Annotated in this window: 12 protein-coding genes; 8 read left to right on the forward strand and 4 right to left on the reverse strand. The window is 72.0% G+C overall.

The window, feature by feature from the left end; genetic code table 11:
• Positions 1-88: 88 nt before the first annotated feature.
• Entirely contained in the window at positions 89-2,161 is a 2,073-nt protein-coding gene (locus tag FGE12_RS12615; RefSeq protein WP_153866673.1) for an AAA family ATPase, read from the reverse strand.
• Between the two features lie 287 nt (positions 2,162-2,448).
• Here FGE12_RS12615 and FGE12_RS12620 point away from each other — a divergent pair, with 287 nt between their 5' ends.
• The 6 genes from FGE12_RS12620 to FGE12_RS12645 all read left to right on the forward strand — a co-directional run bounded on the left by FGE12_RS12620 (position 2,449) and on the right by FGE12_RS12645 (position 11,445).
• Complete coding sequence (locus tag FGE12_RS12620) at positions 2,449-5,664, forward strand: TonB-dependent receptor (RefSeq protein ID WP_153866674.1); 3,216 nt, start codon at positions 2,449-2,451, stop codon at positions 5,662-5,664.
• Positions 5,664-6,398, forward strand: coding sequence for a hypothetical protein (locus FGE12_RS12625; RefSeq protein ID WP_153866675.1), 735 nt, complete (start codon positions 5,664-5,666; stop codon positions 6,396-6,398). Before FGE12_RS12620 ends, FGE12_RS12625 begins: the two co-directional genes overlap by 1 nt.
• 937 nt (positions 6,399-7,335) lie before the next feature.
• Complete coding sequence (locus FGE12_RS12630; protein ID WP_194797823.1) at positions 7,336-8,220, forward strand: alpha/beta fold hydrolase; 885 nt, start codon at positions 7,336-7,338, stop codon at positions 8,218-8,220.
• A 76-nt stretch (positions 8,221-8,296) separates the two neighbouring features.
• Complete coding sequence (locus tag FGE12_RS12635; RefSeq protein WP_153866677.1) at positions 8,297-9,121, forward strand: fatty acid desaturase; 825 nt, start codon at positions 8,297-8,299, stop codon at positions 9,119-9,121.
• 39 nt (positions 9,122-9,160) lie between these two features.
• Positions 9,161-10,621 (forward strand): radical SAM protein, encoded by a 1,461-nt coding sequence (locus tag FGE12_RS12640; RefSeq protein WP_153866678.1) that lies wholly within the window; start codon positions 9,161-9,163, stop codon positions 10,619-10,621.
• 41 nt (positions 10,622-10,662) lie between these two features.
• Positions 10,663-11,445, forward strand: a complete 783-nt coding sequence (locus tag FGE12_RS12645) for a glutaminyl-peptide cyclotransferase (protein WP_194797824.1) — start codon at positions 10,663-10,665, stop codon at positions 11,443-11,445.
• Here FGE12_RS12645 and FGE12_RS12650 read toward each other — a convergent pair.
• Complete coding sequence (locus FGE12_RS12650; RefSeq protein WP_194797825.1) at positions 11,442-11,987, reverse strand: DUF2378 family protein; 546 nt, start codon at positions 11,985-11,987, stop codon at positions 11,442-11,444. The two genes, FGE12_RS12645 and FGE12_RS12650, sit on opposite strands and share 4 nt — an antisense overlap.
• A 100-nt stretch (positions 11,988-12,087) precedes the next feature.
• On the opposite strand from FGE12_RS12650, the gene FGE12_RS12655 reads away from it, so the two are divergent.
• Positions 12,088-13,080 (forward strand): zinc-dependent alcohol dehydrogenase family protein, encoded by a 993-nt coding sequence (locus FGE12_RS12655; RefSeq protein ID WP_194797826.1) that lies wholly within the window; start codon positions 12,088-12,090, stop codon positions 13,078-13,080.
• A gap of 23 nt (positions 13,081-13,103) precedes the next feature.
• Here FGE12_RS12655 and FGE12_RS12660 read toward each other — a convergent pair whose 3' ends face one another.
• Together FGE12_RS12660 and FGE12_RS12665 are read right to left on the reverse strand one after the other, a co-directional pair.
• Positions 13,104-16,202, reverse strand: coding sequence for a carboxypeptidase regulatory-like domain-containing protein (locus tag FGE12_RS12660; protein WP_153866681.1), 3,099 nt, complete (start codon positions 16,200-16,202; stop codon positions 13,104-13,106).
• A gap of 106 nt (positions 16,203-16,308) precedes the next feature.
• Complete coding sequence (locus FGE12_RS12665) at positions 16,309-17,946, reverse strand: AMP-binding protein (RefSeq protein ID WP_228530756.1); 1,638 nt, start codon at positions 17,944-17,946, stop codon at positions 16,309-16,311.
• Positions 17,947-18,119: 173 nt separating this feature from the next.
• Here FGE12_RS12665 and FGE12_RS12670 point away from each other — a divergent pair, with 173 nt between their 5' ends.
• Positions 18,120-18,905: an SDR family NAD(P)-dependent oxidoreductase gene (locus FGE12_RS12670; protein WP_153866683.1), complete on the forward strand. Its 786-nt coding sequence runs from the start codon at positions 18,120-18,122 to the stop codon at positions 18,903-18,905.
• Positions 18,906-18,907: the final 2 nt, after the last annotated feature.

The following is an 18,907-nucleotide window of genomic DNA, read 5'->3' on the forward strand; positions in this document are numbered from 1 at the left end:
CGCGGCCTGGACCGCGTAGGGCTCTGGAGCCGCGGCCTGGACCGCGTAGGGCTCTGGAGCCGCGGCCTGGACCGCGTAGCGTTGCAACTCAGTTGCGCAGGCGCAGGCTGCGCTCGTGCTCTCGCGCGAGCGCGGCGTCCTCGATGAGGCCCGCCTGGGCGAGCAGCGTGGCGGCGGTGGCGTAGAGCTCCGCCGCCTCGGGCGAGAGCAGCACCTCCTCGTCGCCGTTCGCCGCCTTGAGCAGCTGGGGCAGCGCGCGCGAGGGCTCGGCGGCGCGCAGCCAGTGCTGGGCGAGGAGGATGGGCGGCGCCCCCTGCTCCTCGAGCACCGCGGCGACCAGGCCGTGGAGCATGGCCTTCATCGCCGGGGCCATGGCGGCCTCGAGCGTCTCGTGGATGAGGTCGTGGCTGAAGCGCTCGTCCACGAGCAGCTGGGCGCCCTCCAGCTCGCGCGCCGCCTCGCGCAGCTCGCGCTCCGGCTGGCGCAGGATGCGCGCGGCGAGCCGCAGGGAGAACTGGGCCCCGGCGACGGCCGCCACCTGCGCGAGCACGAGCGCGCGCGAGGAGAGCCGCTCGAGGCGGTGCTGGATGAGGGTACTCACCTTGGCGGGGATGGGCAGGCGCTCGGGCCAGCCGCGCTCCAGCGCGCCCGTCTCCAGCAGGTGGCGCACCGTCTCCACGACGAAGAGGGGGTTGCCGCCGGTGTGCTGGGCGAGCGCCTGCGCGTGCTCGGCGAGGCCGCGCACCCCGAGGCCCTCCAGCAGCGCGTGCACCTCGGGGGCGCTGAGCGGCGCGAGGCGCACGACTTCCGCGCGCTCGGCGGCGACGAGGCGCGCCACCGCCTGGCGCGACCACGTGGGCAGCTCCGCCTCGCGGTAGCAGTCGATGAGGTGCGGGCGCTCGTGGCGCCACGCGGCGCCCTGGCGCGCCTCGCGCGAGAGCAGCGCGTAGGTGAAGAGCTCGGAGCTCGCCGCGTCCCAGTACTGCACGTCATCGGTGACGATGGTGCGAAAGCGCCCGAGCTCGCTCCACATGACCTCGGTGACCGCGTCGTAGAAGCGCAGCTTGTCCTCTGCGCTGGAGAGCGGGCGCGGCTGCTCGCCGGGGCCTCCCAGCTCGGGCATGAGGCGCAGCAGCTCGCGGCGGATCCACTCCGGCAGCTGCAGCGTGGGGCGCTGGGAGAGGATGGCGCGCAGCGCGCGGGCCTGGGAGGCGTAGGGGATGGCGGTGTCGCCGAGCCGCCCCTCGGTGCGGTGCCACATGCCCCAGGACTCGGCGATCTCCTCCGAGAGCCGCGTCTTGCCGATGCCCGCCTCCCCCACCAGGAACACCATCTTGCCCGCCATGCAGGCGCGCTCCACCTGCTCCCACGCCTCGTCGCGGCCCACCAGGATGCGGGGCCGGCGCACCGCGAGCGGCAGCAGCGGGCGCGGCGGCGTGGCGGTGGGCGGGTGCGCGGGCGCCGCGTGCTCGATCTCCCGCGCGAGCGCCAGGGTCTCGGGCGTGGGGCGCACGCCCAGCTCCTGCTCGAGCACCGCGCTCACCCGCTGGAAGGCCGCGAGGGCCGCGCCGCGCTCGCCGCGCAGGAAGTGCAGCCGCATCTGCGCGCGCGCCGCCTCCTCGCTCTCGGGCTCCACCTGCACCCAGCCGCGCACCAGCGCGAGCGCGCCCCCGAGGTCCCCCGCGCCCTCGAGCCGCGCCAGCTCCCGCTCGCGCGCGGTGCGCCGCCAGCCCTCCACCGCCACCCGCATCGCCTCCAGCCAGCGCTCGAGCTCCGAGCAGCCCTCCAGCTCCAGCCCCTCGAGCACCTGCGCCCGGGAGGCCGCGAGCACGTCGGCGTGGCGCCCCCCCTCGGCCGCCTCGCGCAGCAGCGCCGCATCCACGCGGGCATCCGGGGCGAGCTGCAGCCCCTCGGCGTCACCGAGGACGAGCTCCGCGTCGGTGAGCATGCGCAGCCGGCGCAGCAGCGCGCGCATGTTGTTGCGCACCATCGTGGGCTCCGAGTCCGGCCACAGCAGGCACGCCAGCGGGTACTTGGGCGAGGGGCCACACAGCGCGAGGTACGCGAAGAGCGCGGCGGCGCGGCGCTCGAGGCGCAGCGCGCGGCCGTCCGGAGCCACGAGCCGTGCGATCCCCAGCACTTCGATCGACCAGGTGGCCATCCGTCCCAGACTCCTGCGCTGCGCACGCCCTGTGTCTGCGTAACGCAGGCCCTGTGCGCGCATATCTGGGAGACGCACGGGCCGCGTCCGGTGGGCCACGGGCACCGTTGCATCCGTGCGTGATGGCCGCGTGACGAGCGCCCGCGCGCATGTGCTCTCCCGCATCACCCGGCCATCACTGCGTGCGTGCCACCGTCGCCTGGCTCGGAGGGAACGCACAGCTCGCGCTCCCTGCGCGCTTCGCAGCGGCCGTGACGGCCGTGGCCGTTCACCTGGGAGGTCCTCGTATGAAACCGTCTCGCGTACTCCGGGCAACCGGAGCATTCCTCGCCGCCGCGCTGCTCTACGGGCCGGCGGCGCTCGCCCAGACTGGCGTCATCACCGGCACGGTGAGCGACAGCGCCACCCACAAGCCCGCGCCGGACGTGGTGGTGACGGCCACGTCCCCGAACCTGCAGGGCGAGCAGGTGGTGGTGACGGACGCCACCGGCCAGTACCGCATCCCGCAGCTGCCGCCGGGCAACTACACGCTGCGCTTCGAGAAGGAGCAGTTCCAGCCCTACAGCCGTACCGCCATCCAGCTGCGCGTGGACCGCACCATCCGCGTCAACGTGGAGCTGCTGCCCACCGGCCTCACCGAGGAGATCCTCGTCCAGGGCACCGCGCCCACCGTGGACGTGGGCTCCACCTCCACGGGCGTGAACGTGGGCGCGGACTTCGTGCGTCACATCGCGGTGGTGGCGCCCAGCGGCAAGGGCGGCGCGGCGCGCTCCTTCGAGTCTCTCGCGGACATCGCTCCGGGCGCCAACACGGACACCTACGGCGTGAGCCTCAGCGGCACCACGTCCCCGGAGAACGCCTTCGTCATCGACGGCCTGTCCGTCAACGATCCCGGCTTCGGCACCCTGGGCACGCCGCTGAGCGTGGAGTTCATCCAGGACGTGAACGTCATCACCGGCGGCTACATGCCCGAGTACGGGCGGGCCACGGGCGGCGTGCTCAACGCCGTCACGAAGAGCGGCTCCAACGAGTTCCACGGCTCGGTGTTCGCGAACTTCACCCCCGGCAGCCTCGAGGGCACGGCCACCCCCGTGGTCTCGCAGGGCAGCGCCATCTCCAGCACCAGCAGCCTGCACGCGCTGGGGGACTTCGGCGCGGAGCTCGGCGGCCCCATCCTCAAGGACAAGCTGTGGTTCTACGCGGGCATCGCCCCCTCCTTCACCCGCTACGACGTGGAGCGCGGCATCAACGCCCGCGTCTCGTGCGCGGCGGGCAGCGCGGGCTGCGTCGGCGGTGACCCGGCGGACGGCACGCCCGGCGCACAGCAGGACGAGAACGGCTTCTACGTGGTGAACCGCGTGGAGGGCACCACCACCCACCGCTTCGCCGACCAGCGCGCCGTGCAGTACATCGGCAAGCTCACCTACCTGGTGAACCAGGACCACAACATCAGCCTCTCGGTGTACGGCAGCCCCAACCGCTCCGGCAGCGCGAGCGCGTACGCCCTCGCGAACCAGAGCGGTCAGCCTGCCATCGCGGTGCAGGGCCAGTTCGACTCGCTGGGCACCCGCAACTCCAACAGCGCAATGGACATGGCGCTCAAGACGGCGTCCTCGTTCATGGACAAGCGCCTGCTCGTGGACGCCACGCTCGGCTGGCACCACCAGGCGGTGAGCGTGCTGCCGGTGGACGGCAGCCACATCGGCGACAGCAGCGGGCTCGCCTCGCGGCCGGGCGTGCAGTTCCGCCCCAACGGGGGCCGCAGCGTGACCGACTTCGAGTTCCAGGACGACGCCGCGGTGCGCGCCGCCTGCACCGGCCCCGGCGGGCAGCTGCTGTGCCCCGTCACCACCTACAACGCGGGTGGCACCACGGCGCAGCTGAGTGACGACACGCTGGACCGCTACCAGGGCAAGGCGGTGGGCACCTTCCTCGCGAATGCCGCGGGCCGCCACGTGTTCAAGGCGGGCGTGGACGTGGAGGCGCTGCGCTACGACCGGCTGAAGGCGCTCGCCGGCGGCGCCTTCCTGCGCGAGTCGCTCAACTCGGGCGCCAACTTCACCGAGTTCCGCAACTTCGGCTACCTCACCGCACCGGGCGCCTTCGAGCGCCAGGCCTCGGTGAACGCCATCTCCACCAGCAACACGGTCGGCGGCTTCCTGCAGGACAGCTGGAGCGTGCTCGACCTCTTCACCATCAACGCGGGCGTCCGCTACGACCAGCAGCGGATGTACGGCGACGACGACCTGCTCGCGCTGAACCTCGGCAACCAGTGGAGCCCGCGCGTCGGCGTGCTGTACGACTTCACCCAGCAGGGCCGCTCCAAGGTCTACGCGAACTACGCGCGCTTCTACGAGCAGGTCCCGCTGGACCTCGCCGACCGCCAGTTCCCCGGTGAGCGCCAGGTGAGCATCGCGCACCGCAAGACGCTGCGCGGCAGCGGGGCCGCGAACTGCAACCTGAGCGTGAACGACCTGTCCGCCTCGACCGGCGCGTGCCTGGACACGAGCAACCTCGCGGGCCTCACCCCGCTCTCGGGCGACAACGACCCCAACAGCTTCCTGCTCCCGGTGGGCGGCGTGCGCAGCCCGGTGGACCCGGACCTGAAGCCGCAGAGCTCGGACGAGTTCGTGGCGGGCGCCGAGTACGAGGTCATCGCCAATGGGCGCGTGGGCGCGAGCTACACGCGCCGGTACATGAACGCGATCATCGAGGACATGAGCCGCGATGACGGCAACACCTACTTCATCGGCAACCCGAGCCGCGGCATCGCCCGCGACTTCCCCGCGGCAACCCGCGACTACAGCGCCGTGACGGTCTTCTTCGACAAGACCTTCGCGGACCGCTGGCTCGCCCAGGTCAGCTACACGTGGAGCAAGCTCGAGGGCAACTACGCCGGCCTCTTCCGCCCCGAGGACGGCCAGCTGGACCCGAACATCAACGCGGACTTCGACCTCGTCTCGCTGCTGCCCAACCGCACCGGCCCGCTGCCGGGCGATCGCACGCACAACCTCAAGGTGTTCGCGGCGAAGGAGTTCCTCGTCTCCAACAACGTGAGCTTCAACCTCGGGGCCACCTACCGCGGCCGCTCGGGCACGCCCTACAGCTACCTGGGCGCCTTCCCCGGCTACGGCAACGGCCAGGCCTTCCTCCTCGAGCGCGGCGCTGCGGGGCGCACCCCCTGGCGCAACGACATCGATGGGCGCGTGGGGCTCAACTACAAGCTGAGCGAGAACAACCTCGTCACGGTGGGTGTGGACGTGTTCAACCTCTTCAACTTCCAGCAGGCCACGCTGGTCGACGAGAACTACACCTTCGGCAACCCGCAGCCCTGCGTGAACACCACCACCGACGCTCGCGAGTGCCTGCTGGGCCAGGTGAACCCGGACGCAGACGTGCCGGGCGAGAAGTTCACCGAGGCGGACATCAACCCGAACTTCGGCAAGGCCACCCAGTACCAGGCGCCCCGCTCCATCCGCTTCGGCGCGAAGGTGACCTTCTAATGGGCGCCCGTCCGATGAAGCGCACGGTGCTCGCAGGGCTCGCCACGCTGGGCCTGCTCTCCGGCTGCGACGCGGCACAGCAGGCCACCACCTGCCGCGCGGCGAGTGGCGGCAACACCTTCGCGGTGAAGTACACGCTGGTGGGCACCCCCACCGGCTGCGCCGGGGACTTCGTCCCGCGAGCGGGAGAGCAGCTCGCACTCGCCTCGTACGACCCGCCCGGTGCCGAGCGTCCCACGGTGGCAATCGCAGCGGGGGACAGCCCCCTGCCCGTGTACTCCGCCGAGGGAGGAACGCCACTGCTCGCGGTGGGCGACTTCACCGAGCGCACGGCGGATGCGAGCACCAGTGCCTGCACGGCGCCCACGCTCAGCCCGCTCGTGGCGGGCGACACCACCTACCAGTTCTCCGCACTGCAGCTGTACGTGAGCGCGGCGAACCAGGGCACGCAGCTCAAGAGCCGCCTCACCCTCACCACCGGGACCTGCAGCGCCACCTACGAGGCGCTGGGCGTCTATCCCGCCACCGACTGCAAGGCGTACGCAGCGGACGACGCGGACCACGAGGCGCCCCTCACCGACGCCCAGGGCGCGCTGCTGCTGGACCCCTCGCAGTGCGAGCCGGGCCACAACGGCATCAACCCGGACGTCGCGGCGCAGACCGAGTGCGAGCCCCACCTGGGCCTGTGCGTGCTGCGCGGCAACGACTTCGTGAAGACGGGCGGGGATGCATAGCGGCTGAAGCGGGATGACGGCGAGGCCCCTTGCGCACGTCTCGAGCGCGAGGGGCCCTCGCCCCGGGGCGCTCCGACCTCCAACGGAGCGCCCCTTGTTTCGCCAGTGCCATCGGCGACATGCCTGCGCTGAGGCAGCACCCGTGCGGCGTGGCTCCTGGCCAAGACGGATGGGACAGCGCGGGCGGCATGCCTAGCGCGTGGGGGCGCCGGCCTGCGCAGCGCTCCGGGGGTGCGCACGGGAGGAGCAAGGGGCCTTCCCCTTCGGGCGGGCCGACCTGCTGGACGAAGTGTTCCGTCCACGCCCGCCGCAACCGAGTCCCCGGCACGCGCCAGCCTCTCTCCGAAGCGAGGCTTTGTGTACACGACACGCGTACCGCCGAGAGGAGCGACTCCGCTGGGCGGAACATTTCGTCCACGGGTTCCGGTCCGAAGTAGCGCCCTCGGGGCCTGTAAGACGTACCGGAAAACCCCCGACATCTCAGAACAGGTGCGCGCGACTCCGCGGCCGGAGGGGTGCCCCTCCCGGGCGCAGGTCGGTGCGGTGCTGAATACAAACCTCGGGACTTTTGAAATCTCCCGAGGTTCGTACACAGGGGCGCGCACGACCATGCCCGACACCCCTCCCCACTCCGCGCATCCCCGGAGCGCCTCGTAGGGCAGCGCCCTCTCGCGCTCGGCGCATGCGAGGGGAGCCCGTCCCGTCCTGACGTCCCCACAGAGCCGATGCGCGTGTGGCACAGCGGGGCGGATCCATCCCCCACCCCGGCCGTCTCCCGGCGGGGGAGAGGGGACCGTGGGCCCGTCTTCTCCCCCGGTGAACCTCCGAATCACGCTCCGGTCACGCCAACTCTGGAATCTGGGCGCCACTATCCATGCGCCTCGAATCCGCCCGCTTCCCGCCCCCCGCGCTCCCCCTCTCGGAGCTCCGTCCTCCCGTGCACTGCGTCGACTACGGAGGCAGGGGCACGCCGCTGGTGCTGCTGCACGGCCTGGGCGGAAGCCACCTCAACTGGCTCCCCTCCGCGCCGCTGCTCGCCGCGCACGGCCGGGTGCTGGCGCTGGACCTGGTGGGCTTCGGGCGCACGCCGCCGGCCGGGCGCTCCGTGGGCGTGGAGGGCCAGCGCCAGATGCTGCATCGCTACCTCACCGAGGTGGTGCGTGAGCCCGCGGTCCTGGTGGGCAACTCCTTCGGAGGCCTCATCGCGCTCGCTCAGGCAGCCGAGGCGCCGCGCACCGTCGCAGGCCTGGTGCTGGTGAGCCCCGCACAGCGCCCCGCGCCGCAGACGCGGCTGCACCCGACGCAACTGCTGCGGCTCGCGCTGCACACGCTGCCCGGCCTGGGGGAGTTCCTCCTCTGGTGGGACGGGCGTCGGGGCGGCGCGCGCAAGCTGTTCCTGGACGTGCTCACCCTGGGCTGCGCGGACGTGCGGCGGGTGCCGGCCGAGGTGGTGGAGCAGAACGTGGCGCTCATCGCGGAGCGGATGGCGCGCATGCCGGTGGGCCACGCGGCGAGCTACCTGCAGGCCACGCGCTCGCTGCTGCTCGCACTCCTGCGCCGCCGCCGCTTCGAGGCGTGGGTGCGAGGGGTGCAGGCGCCCACGCTGCTCGTCCACGGGCGCGAGGACCGCCTGGTGCCGCTGGCCTTCTCGGAGGCGCTCGCGGCGCAGCGGCCGGACTGGGAGTTCGCGCCGCTCGAGGACGTGGGGCACGTGCCGCAGATGGAGCAGGCCGAGGCCTTCACGCAGCTGGTGGGCGGCTGGCTTCCCCGGGCCCTGCCCCGACCCGGGCGTGTCACGCCGCGGTCACCCTCGCTGGGCTAGTTCAGCGTGCATGGGGGAGCTCGAGAAGCCTGTCACTGCGCGGTCACAGGCGTCCCCTACGAGCGGACTCCTCGCCATGGCCCACGCCCTCCCGTCCCGCCCCAATCCCGCCGTCGCGGCTTACCTCCTGCTGGTGCACGCCGTCGCGCTCACCGCCTTCTGGCTCCCCTGGCCGCCGCACGCCCTCGCCATCGGCCTCTCGCTGTACGTGGCCATCGGCCTGGGCACCACGGTGGGGCTGCACCGGCTGCTCAGCCACCGCGCGTTCCGCTGCCCGCGGGCAGTGGAGTACGCGCTCGTCACGCTCGCGATGCTCACCGCGCAGGGCAGCCCGCTCCTGTGGGTGGCCACGTACCGCATCCACCACGCGCGCACGGACGTGGACGGGGACGTGCACTCGCCGCTGCGTGGGCTCTGGTACGCGCACCTGGGGTGGATCCTCGATGACGCGAGCACCGAGCCCGAGGCCTGGCGCACCTGGTGCCGCGACCTCGCGCACGAGCCCTACTACCACTGGCTCCTGCGCTACCGGCTGGTGCCGCAAGGAGTCGCGGTGCTGCTCTTCGGGCTGCTGTTCGGCCCCCGCGCCCTGCCTGCCTGCTTCTTCCTGCCGGTGGTGCTCTGGATGCAGAGCACCTATTGCGTGAACTCGGTGTGCCACGCGCAGGCCTTCGGCTCGCGCGCCCACGCCACGCGCGACCTCAGCCGCAACGTGTGGTGGGTGGGGCTGCTCGCGCTGGGCGAGGGCTGGCACAACAACCACCACGCCTTCCCCGGCTCGGCGCGCCTGGGCCAGCGGCCCTGGCAGCTGGACCCGGGCTGGGCCTTCGTGCGGCTGCTCGAGCGCGGGGGGCTCGCGCGCGACGTGCGCCTCCCCGGCCAGGCGACCCGCCGCGCCTAGCGCCCCTCCTTCTCAACCTTCAGCCCGGAGCTCACTCCCATGCGCATCGCCATCATCTCCACGTACACCCACCCCACCCGGCTCCACGTGAAGGAGCCCTCCATCATGCAGTCCTCGGTACCCGAGCTCATCGCGGGGCTGCTCCCGGAGGACTGCGAGGTGGAGCTCTACAACGAGAAGGAGATGGACATCCCGCTCGACCGCGACTGGGACCTGGTCTTCTTCAGCTACCTGCACTCGTACTACGAGCACACCAAGGTGCTCTCCACGCTCCTGCGCCAGCGGGGCATCGTGACGGTGGCGGGCGGCCGGCACGCGAGCCACTTCCCGGACGACGCCGCGCAGTACTTCGACGCGGTCATCACCGGCGAGCCGGAGAGCAACGTGCCCGCGCTCGTGCGCGACTTCCAGCAGGGCACGCTGCAGCGGCGCTACGCGATTCCCTCCGGAGGCGTCGGCACCATCCGCCCGTACCGCTACGATCTCATCGACTTCAAGAACAACCGGGTGCGGCTGCCGGGCATCGAGGCCTCGCGCGGCTGCCCCTTCAGCTGCAACTTCTGCGTGCTCACCGGCCACGAGCGCTACCGCTACCGGCCCGTGGCGGACGTCATCCAGGAGATCCAGACGCGCATGCACTGGAACCCCAACTACCTGGGGCTGATGGACGACGCCTTCGTGTTCCTGGACAACAACCTGGGCGGCTCGCCCAAGTACCTGCGCGCGCTGTGCGAGGCGCTCATCCCGCTGAAGAAGACCTGGGGCTGCGCGCTCACCTTCAACGTGCTCAAGGACGCGGAGCTGGTGAAGCTGATGGCGCGCGCGGGCTGCCGCTACATCTACACGGGCCTCGAGTCGCTCAACCCCGAGTCTATCGAGGCGATGAACAAGGGGCAGAACAAGCTCTCCGAGGTGGACGCGGTCATCCAGCGCGTCTTCTCCAGCGGCATCCTGCTGTCCTTCGGGCTCATCGTGGGCTCGGACGGGGACACCAACGCGTACCTGGAGAAGCTGCCCCAGTACCTCTCGGACCTGCGCTACTTCTCCATCACCTTCCTGGGCATCGTGTGCCCCTATCCCGAGACGCCCTTCTTCCGCGAGGTGGCCGCCGAGGGCCGCCTGCTGCCGGGCACCGTGAGCCGCGACTACGACGGCTACACCCTGTGCCACCGGCCCAAGCAGCTGGACCCCTCCGAGGTGGTGGAGCACTTCACGCGCCTCTGCCATCAGCTCGGCAGCCTGCCCAACGTGGCGCGCCACTACTGGAGCAAGCTCACCATGAGCAGCATGCCGCGCTACAAGAGCACCATCCTCTTCTCCGGCCCCGAGGTCTTGAGCATCCGCAACCCGGTGAAGAACAAGGAGCGCCGCTACATCGCGGGGCAGGACGCGCTCGAGGCCTGGGACGTGGAGCAGATGAAGCGCCTGGGGCTGCAGCCGCAGCGCATCGTGGCGCCGCCGCCGCCGCGCACCCAGGTGCCCGTCCTGCGCTTCGCGTAGAGCCCGTGCCCTTCGGCCCCGCCCGCGCTAGGGTCCGGCGCGTGACTTCCGCCCGCCGCCTCCTCGCAGGCCTCCTGCTCACCCTCGCCGCCTGTGGGCGCACCGCCGCGCCGGCCGCCCCGGGTCCCGCCCCCGTGGCGGGCTACCGCGTGGTGAACAGCTTCCCGCACGACCCGCAGGCCTTCACCGAGGGGCTCGTCTACCGCAACGGCCACCTCTACGAGAGCACGGGCCTCGAGGGCCGCAGCAGCGTGCGCGAGGTGACGCTGGAGACGGGCGTCATCGTGCGCCGCCACAACCTGGATCCGCAGTACTTCGGCGAGGGGCTCGCGCTGATGTCCGGCCGCCTCTTCCAGCTCACGTGGAAGACGCAGCAGGGCTTCCTCTACGACGCCGCGAGCCTGCAGCCCGCGGGCGGCTTCACCTACGCGGGCGAGGGCTGGGGCCTCACCGACGACGGCACCTCGCTCATCCAGAGCAACGGCACCGCCACGCTGCGCTTCCTGGACCCGGTCAGCTTCGCGGTGCAGCGCGAGCTGGTGGTGAAGGACGCGGGGCGCGAAGTGAAGGACCTCAACGAGCTCGAGTACATCAAGGGCGAGCTCTGGGCGAACGTGTGGCTCACCGAGCGCATCGCGCGCATCGACCCGGCGAGCGGCCAGGTGAAGGGCTGGGTGGACCTCAAGGGCCTGCCCCTCGTCGAGCACCGCACGGGCAACGAGGACGTGCACAACGGCATCGCCTACGACGCCGCCGCGGACCGCATCCTCGTCACCGGCAAGTACTGGGCGCGCATCTACGAGATCCAGGTCGTGCCGCGCTAGCGCCAGCGCACGTCGAACACGGCCCAGTCGTCCTCGCGCCGCGCGAGCGTGACGCGGGCCTCCTGCGCGCCGCTCGCCTCGAGCGCCGCCTCGAGCAGGCCGCGGTAGAAGTCGTGGAAGTGCACGCGCGAGAGCCGCAGCTGGCTGTGGCCGGGCTCCAGGTGCGCGAGCTCCGCGCGGGTGTAGTTGTTCGCGGTGCGGAAGTTCTGGGTCATCCGCTCCAGCGCGCGCCGCGGCCCCACCACGCGGATGAAGCCGAGCAGCGCGCGGCCCATCAGCGTGTCCCCGTAGCCGGAGATGTAGCCGCGGCCCACGCGGTACATGCCCTCGGGCTCGGGGGCGCCGGGGGCCACCGCCTCGGCCGCCACCTTCAGCATGGTGACGAAGTCCGCGAAGGGATAGGCGGGCAAGAGCGGCCGGGAGAGGTCCAGGCTCGCGCGCTGCTTCAGCCGCTCGCGGCAGGAGGTGTCGAGCGCCGGGCCCAGGCTGCGTACCAGGCCTTCGATGGTCTGCTGGAAGACCAGGGGTTCGTCTTGGAGCATGAGGCGGCGCAGTGTAGCCGCGTGCCGAGGGGCCCCGCGCCGTGGGCGCGGGTGCGAGCGTTCTCGACACCCCGGGGGGTGTGGGCTTTGCTCCCGCGCCATGAAGACCGTCCAGTTCTCCCGGCTCGGTGAGCCCGCAGACGTGCTCGAAGTGCAGGAGGTCCCCACGCCCGCGCCTGGGCCCGGCCAGGTGCGCGTGCGGCTCACGGCGAGGGCCATCCACCCCTCGGACCTGATGAACGTGCGCGGCCTCTACGGCCGCCCGCCGCCCCTGCCCTTCTGCCCGGGCAACGACGCGGCCGGCACGGTGGACGCGGTGGGCCCGGAGGTGAAGGGCTTCAAGGTGGGCGACCGCGTGATGCTGCTGCTCGGGGCCACGGGGGGCCGGGGCACGTGGATGGAGCAGGTGGTGGTGCCCGCGCAGATGCTGGTGCCCACGCCGGCGGCGCTGAGCGACGCGCAGGCGGGCGCGCTGTGGGTGAACTACCTGAGCATCTGGGTGATGGCGGTGGAGCTCCTGCAGGTGCCGCAGGGCGGGCTGCTGCTGCAGACGGCGGCGGGCTCGCAGCTGGGCCGCGCGATGATGGAGCTCGCGCGGCTGCGCGGCTTCGGGCTGGTGAACGTGGTGCGCCGCCGCGAGCAGGCGGAGGAGCTGAAGGCCCTCGGCGCCGAGAACGTGGTGTGCACGGCGGACGAGCGCTTGCCCGAGCGCGTACGGGCGCTCACCGGCGGCAAGGGCGTGCACTGGGCCATCGACGCGGTGGGCGGTACGACGGGCGCGCAGGTGGTGGAGTCGCTCGCGGTGGGTGGGCGCTGCCTGCTCTTCGGCGCGCTGGACGGGCGCGCGATTTCGCTCGAGCCCGGGCCGGTGCTCTTCAAGGAGCTGGTCATCCAGGGCTTCTGGCTCACGCGCTGGCTGCAGGCGACCCCGCCCGAGCGCGTGCGCCCGGTGCTGGAGACGATCATCGGCCACGCGGTGCGCGGGGACTTCAAGCCGGCCATCGACCAGAGCTTCCCGCTCGCGCAGGTGAAGGAAGCCGTGGTGCGCGCCGAGACCCCGGGACGCACGGGCTCGGTGGTGCTGGTGCCCTGAGCGCGAGCGCCGCACGCAGGTGCTCAGGGTTCGAGCACCGTACCTGCAGTGGGAAAGGGCACGGAGAGCGTCTGCTCCGCGCCCTCGCGCAGCGTCACCGGGTAGAGCTGCGCGCGCAGCCCCGAAGCGCTCTCCTCCGTTACGATGAGCGTGTAGGCACCAGGCTCGAGCCCTCGGTAGACGTACGTGTCGGGGCCATTGGTGATGTACGTCAGCCCATCCTCGCCGGTGAAGACGAGGTTCGGGTCCTCCGGCAGCGCGAGCCGGCGCAGGCGCTCCATCGCCGCCTGCTCGCGCGGGAGCGCCACGCCGCCCCTGAACAGGGCGAGCTGGACGAACTCGTTGCCCCCGGGCAGGCGCACCCGCAGCGAGGCCTTTCCCTGCCGTGGACGGAGCTCCACCTGGACCGACCCGGCGGAGGGGAGCCGGAGCTCCACGGGGGCATACGCGGGTGGCGGAGGCGCCGAGGAAGACGGCGCATCGGGTGGCTCTGCCCTCACGGTGCAGGTACCGCGAGGCGCGGCCTGGAGCGCATAGCGTCCCTGCGAATCCGTCTTCGTCCTTCCCCACTGGCCCTGCTCGCAGGCGAGCTCGACCCATGCGTCGGAGACGGGACGGCCCGCTTGGTCGAGCACGCGCCCCTGGACGGTGACGTTCTCCTCCAGCCGCAGCCGCAGCGGCTGCGAGGCGTCACGCACCAGGAGCCGTGCGGCACCGCGCGCCCCCGCATCCGCACGGAGCAGCCGCAGGTGCTCCGGTACGTTCTCGAAGTGGAACTGCCCTAGCGCATTCGTGCGGGTCTCCGTACTCGTCCCGAACTCCTGGCCGTCCTCCTTCTCGTCGAGCAGCCCGACCGTCGCTCCAGCAACGGGGGTATGCCCATCTGAGGCCACGACCACCCCCTGAAGCGCAGCGCCTCCGCCGAGGGTCACCTCCCCGAGGTCCGCGTCGCGCTCCACGCGCACCTCGATGCGCCGCTCGACCTCGGCGAAGCCGGGAGCGCCGATGCGCAGCTTCATGATGCCGTCGACGTAGATGGGGTGCCTCAGCGCTCCGTCAGGGCCACCCTGCGCGTGGCCGTCGACGGACACGCGGGGTACGGGGACGCCCTGCGCATCCACGACCCGCGCGAGGACGTAGTGCTGTCGCGCAAGCACCAGCTCGAGCGCCCCTTCATCTCGGCCCACCTCCAGCGGGTCCATCGGTCGATACCCCTCCGCCGAGGCGAAGACCTCGAAGCGCCCTGGAGGAAGCGGCGCGGAGGCGAAGTGGCCACTCGCGTCCGTCAAGGTCGTGCCGCTCGTCACCCGGGTGGTGCCGTCCGCTGCGCGCTCCGCACCGGACGCGGAGCCCACCCAGACCTCTGCACCCGCGATGCCCACCCCTTCTGCATCGACCACCCGGCCCCGGAGGCGGTCCGCCCCCTCCGTCCCGGCAAACCGCAGGAGGACGCGACCGCTGACTCCCTCCTGCACGTGGACCTGGGCACGGACCTCGAGCCGCAGTCCTTCCACCTCGCGCTGCACGGTGACTTCGTAGGCATCTGCAGGCAGCCCATCGAAGTGCACGCTCCCCGCTGCATCACTCATCTGTCGCACCCCGGCGCCGAGCACGAGCTCGACGTGCCGCTCGAGGCCAGGCCCGCCCAGGAGGACCGGCAGGCCGGCGAGTGGCTTCCCATGCGCATCCTCTACGCGCGCGGTGAGTGAGCCGAGCGTTTGCAGCTTCACGACCAGGGCCTCGGCGGGAGCGTGCGCCTGGACGCGCGCGAACAGCAGCGAGCCCTTCTTCGCCTCGAGGACGACGTCGCCCGCCCCTACCCCGGCCAACGAGAAGCGGCCCTTCGCATCCGTTCGGGCGCTGGGCGGGGGCCACTGCGTGGGAGCGGCGGAGGCGACAATCTCCACGCCGGGCACCGGCTCTCCCTGTGGGTCCACCACCTGACCGCGAACTGCGACCTGCGTCCCCATCGTGCACGTCGCCTCCTTCGTCTCTGCCTCCTGAAGCGAGAGTGCCTTGATCGCGCACGAGACCCGCCCGGGGGCGCGCGCGAGGACGTCGTAGACGTCGGGCTCGAGCCACTGCTGGAAGCGGCCCTGTGCGTCCGCGGTGAAGGGCGGCAGGCCCCCTTGGCGGCTCGTCTCGAGCCCGACCTCGGCGTAGGGCACTGCCTCTCCTGCGGCGTCCACCACGCGGCCCACCAGGTGGCCCAGGGTCTCGAGCTCGAAGTCCACGGGCTCGCTCCCGAGCCGACCGCCCACCTCGACGTGCTCTCGCAGGAAGTCTCTCCCTACATGCGCCTCGAGCCGGTGGACGCCGGCGCGCAAGCCCTCCAGCGCGAACAACCCTTCGTCATTCGTGCGGGCTGCGGGGCGTCCGTCGAGCGCGATCTCGGCGCCTGCCACCGGCACGCCTGCGCGGTGCAGGTGGCCGATGAAGGAGCGCGGACGATAGAGCGTCAGCAGCGGGCCGCGGGTGCTCGGCAGCTCCAGGGACAGGTGCTCGGGGAGAAAGCCCCTCTGGAGCGCGACGAGGGCGTACTCCCCCGCAGGCAACCCCTGCAGCGACACCGCGCCGCGGGAGTCCGCGCGGCGCACGAAGAAGCGGCCGGAAGGAATGGCCACCAGCGTCGCCGTCACACCGCCGAGGGGCTGCGCCGCATCGTCCTGGACCTGCAGTGGCCTGGCGATGGAGCGCTCGAGCGAGACCGCCAGGGCCTGTTCAGCGGGAACGGTGAACAGTGCCACGCCCGCGCCACCCACGGGGTCCTCCGCCCAGAGCGAGTAGCTCCCGCGCGGCAGCCCCTTGAGCTGGAACGCACCCTGCGCATCGGTGCGCGTCTGCGCTACCTCGCGCGCCTGGCCCCGCCGCTTCTGCACGCGCTCGATGCGCAGGCGGGCCTCGTCCTCGCACGAGAAGCTGCGCTTCGTCACAGGGTCGATGGCGCCGCAGCTCTGCCAGGGCACCCAGCCGGGCGCATCCGGAGGCAGCTGGAACACGCGCACGGTGGCGCCGGCCACGGGCCTTCCCGCGGCATCGCTCACCATGCCCACCACGGTGCGGGTGCGCGCGGCGGCTGGCAGGGCGAGGAGTGCGAGCAGCAAGCAGGCGGGCAGGCGCATCGAGGGCTCCCGGAAGGAGGATGCCCTCGAGTGTGCACAACGACGGGCCGCGCTCCCGCACGCGCCCCACACCTCTTCTTCACGATTTCGGCACGACGCCCGCGCCTCAGGCGGTGCGCACGCCGGCCGCCACGTGCAGCTTCAGCTCCTCGACGGACTGCTCGCGCATCTTGAACTTCTGCACCTTGCCCGTGACGGTCATGGGGAAGGCGTCCACGAACTTCCAGTAGCGGGGAATCTTGAACGTGGCGATGCGCCCGGTGCAGAAGGCCTTGAGCGCCTCCTCACTCGCCGCGGCGTTGGGCTTGAGGCGCACCCAGGCCATCACCTCCTCGCCGTAGCGCTCGCTGGGCACACCGATGACCTGGGCCTCGCTGATGGCGGGGTGGGTGTGGAGGAACTCCTCCACCTCGCGCGGGTACACGTTCTCGCCGCCGCGGATGATCATGTCCTTGATGCGGCCCACGATGTTCACGTAGCCGTCCGCGTCCATTACCGCGAGGTCGCCGGTGTGCATCCAGCCCGCCGCATCGATGGCCTGCGCGGTGGCCTCCGCGTTGCTCCAGTAGCCGAGCATCACGCTGTAGCCGCGCGTGCACAGCTCGCCCTTCTGGCCCTGGGGAAGCACCGCGCCCGTCTCCGGGTCCACCACCTTGAGCTCCAGGTGCGGGTGCACGCGGCCCACGGTACCCACGCGCTTCTCCAACGGGTCATCCGTCGCCGTCTGCGCGGACACCGGCGAGGTCTCGGTCATCCCGTAGCAGATGCTCACCTCGCGCATGTGCATGCGGCTCTGCACCTGCTTCATCGTCTCCACCGGGCAGGGCGAGCCGGCCATGATGCCGGTGCGCAGGGAGCTCAGGTCGAACTCCGAGAAGCGCGGGTGGTCCAGCTCCGCGATGAACATGGTGGGCACGCCGTAGAGCGCCGTGCAGCGCTCGGCCTGCACCGCCTCCAGCGCGAGCACGGGGTCGAAGGCCTCGCCCGGGATGACCATGCACGCGCCGTGGGTGGTGCAGGCGAGGTTCCCCAGCACCATGCCGAAGCAGTGGTAGAAGGGCACCGGGATGCAGACGCGGTCCTTCTCCGAGTAGCCGAGCGTCTCCCCGATGAAGAAGCCGTTGTTGAGGATGTTGTGGTGGCTGAGCGTGGCGCCCTTGGGGAAGCCCGTGGTGCCGCTCGTGTACTGGATGTTGATGGGGTCATCGAACTGCAGGGCGTCCTCGCGCGCGGCGAGCTCCGCCTCGCTCACCCGCTCCGCGCCCGCGAGCAGCCGCTCCCAGCCCTCCTCGAACACGATGGCCTCGCGCAGCTGCGGCAGGCGCGGGCGCACCTCGGCGAGCATGGCCACGTAGTCCGTCTGCCGGAAGCGCGCCGAGAGCAAGAGCACGCTCACGCCCGACTGCGAGAGCGCGTACTCCAGCTCCGAGGTGCGGTAGGCCGGGTTGACGTTCACCAGCACCGCGCCCATGCGCGCGGTGGCGTACTGCAGCGCCACCCACTCGTAGCGGTTGGGAGACCAGATGGCCACACGCTCGCCGCGCGCGACGCCCAGCGCCATCAGCGCGCGGGCGAGCCGGCCGGTGAGCGCCCACAGCTCGCGGTAGGTGGCGCGAAAGCCCTGCGAGCGCACCACCAGGGCCTCTGCGTCCGGCACCCGCTCCACCGTGCGCTGCAGGTTGCGTCCGAGCGTCTCGCCGAGCAGCGGCGTGGCGCTGGTCCCATGGGCATACGACAGGCGCATCGCGGGCTGCCTCCACCCGCGGCAAGGGGGGACGGGGCCGCGGGCAGGAGGCATTGTGCGCCAGGTGCCGTGCGGGGGGTTAGTACCGGAGCCGGGACCCGCAGCGCGCTCCCCCGCTGGGCCGCCAGGCGCTAGAACGGGGCCCTCACGCTGCGTCCGCTGGAGGGAGCCCCATGTCGCGCCTCGTCGGGAAGGTCGCCATCGTCACCGGAGCCAGCTCGGGGCTGGGCCGCGCCATCGCGCTTCGCTACGCGCTCGAGGGTGCCTCGCTCGTGCTGGGGGACATCGACGAGGACGGCGGCCGCGAGACGCTCGCGCTCCTGCCCGAGCCCGCGCGGGCGCGCTCGCGCTTCCGCCGCCTGGACGTGACGCGCGAGGAGGACTGCGAGGCAGCGGTCGCCGAGGCGGTGAGCGTGTACGGCCGGCTGGACATCCTGGTGGCCAACGCGGGCATCGGCGCGCCGGGCTTCATCGCCACGCTGCGCAAGGAGGACTTCGAGCGCGTGGTCGCGGTGAACCTCACCGGCGTGTTCCTCTGCGCGAAGCACGCATTCCGCGCGATGCAGAAGAACGGCGGCGGCAGCATCCTCACCATGGCGAGCGTGGCGGGGCTGCAGGGCACGATGATGCTGGGCGGCTACGGCCCCTCGAAGGCGGGCACCATCCAGCTCACGCAGACGCTGGCGCTCGAGGGCGCGCGCTTCAACATCCGCGCGAATGCGATTGCGCCGGTGTGGACGCAGACGCCCATGGTGGACGCCTTCGTGAAGGGCCTGCGCGCGGGCGAGGAGCAGGGCAAGGCGCGGCTCACCGCGGACATCCCGCTCGGTCGGCTCGGGCGCCCCGAGGACGTGGCGGCGGCCGCGGTGTTCCTCGCCTCCGACGAGGCCAGCTTCATCACCGGCGTGGTGCTGCCGCTGGACGGCGGGCACCTCGCGGGGCGCATCCCGCAGGGCTGAGC

This window comes from Aggregicoccus sp. 17bor-14 (assembly GCF_009659535.1).
Lineage (GTDB): Bacteria > Myxococcota > Myxococcia > Myxococcales > Myxococcaceae > Aggregicoccus.

Coding starts and splice junctions, on each gene's coding strand:
- FGE12_RS12660 (WP_153866681.1), bottom strand. CDS start 16,202: ATGCGCCTGCCCGCCTGCTTGCTGCTCGCACTCCTCGCCCTGCCAGCC.
- FGE12_RS12670 (WP_153866683.1), top strand. CDS start 18,120: ATGTCGCGCCTCGTCGGGAAGGTCGCCATCGTCACCGGAGCCAGCTCG.
- FGE12_RS12640 (WP_153866678.1), top strand. CDS start 9,161: ATGCGCATCGCCATCATCTCCACGTACACCCACCCCACCCGGCTCCAC.
- FGE12_RS12650 (WP_194797825.1), bottom strand. CDS start 11,987: ATGCTCCAAGACGAACCCCTGGTCTTCCAGCAGACCATCGAAGGCCTG.
- FGE12_RS12665 (WP_228530756.1), bottom strand. CDS start 17,946: ATGCGCCTGTCGTATGCCCATGGGACCAGCGCCACGCCGCTGCTCGGC.
- FGE12_RS12620 (WP_153866674.1), top strand. CDS start 2,449: ATGAAACCGTCTCGCGTACTCCGGGCAACCGGAGCATTCCTCGCCGCC.
- FGE12_RS12655 (WP_194797826.1), top strand. CDS start 12,088: ATGAAGACCGTCCAGTTCTCCCGGCTCGGTGAGCCCGCAGACGTGCTC.
- FGE12_RS12635 (WP_153866677.1), top strand. CDS start 8,297: ATGGCCCACGCCCTCCCGTCCCGCCCCAATCCCGCCGTCGCGGCTTAC.
- FGE12_RS12615 (WP_153866673.1), bottom strand. CDS start 2,161: ATGGCCACCTGGTCGATCGAAGTGCTGGGGATCGCACGGCTCGTGGCT.
- FGE12_RS12625 (WP_153866675.1), top strand. CDS start 5,664: ATGGGCGCCCGTCCGATGAAGCGCACGGTGCTCGCAGGGCTCGCCACG.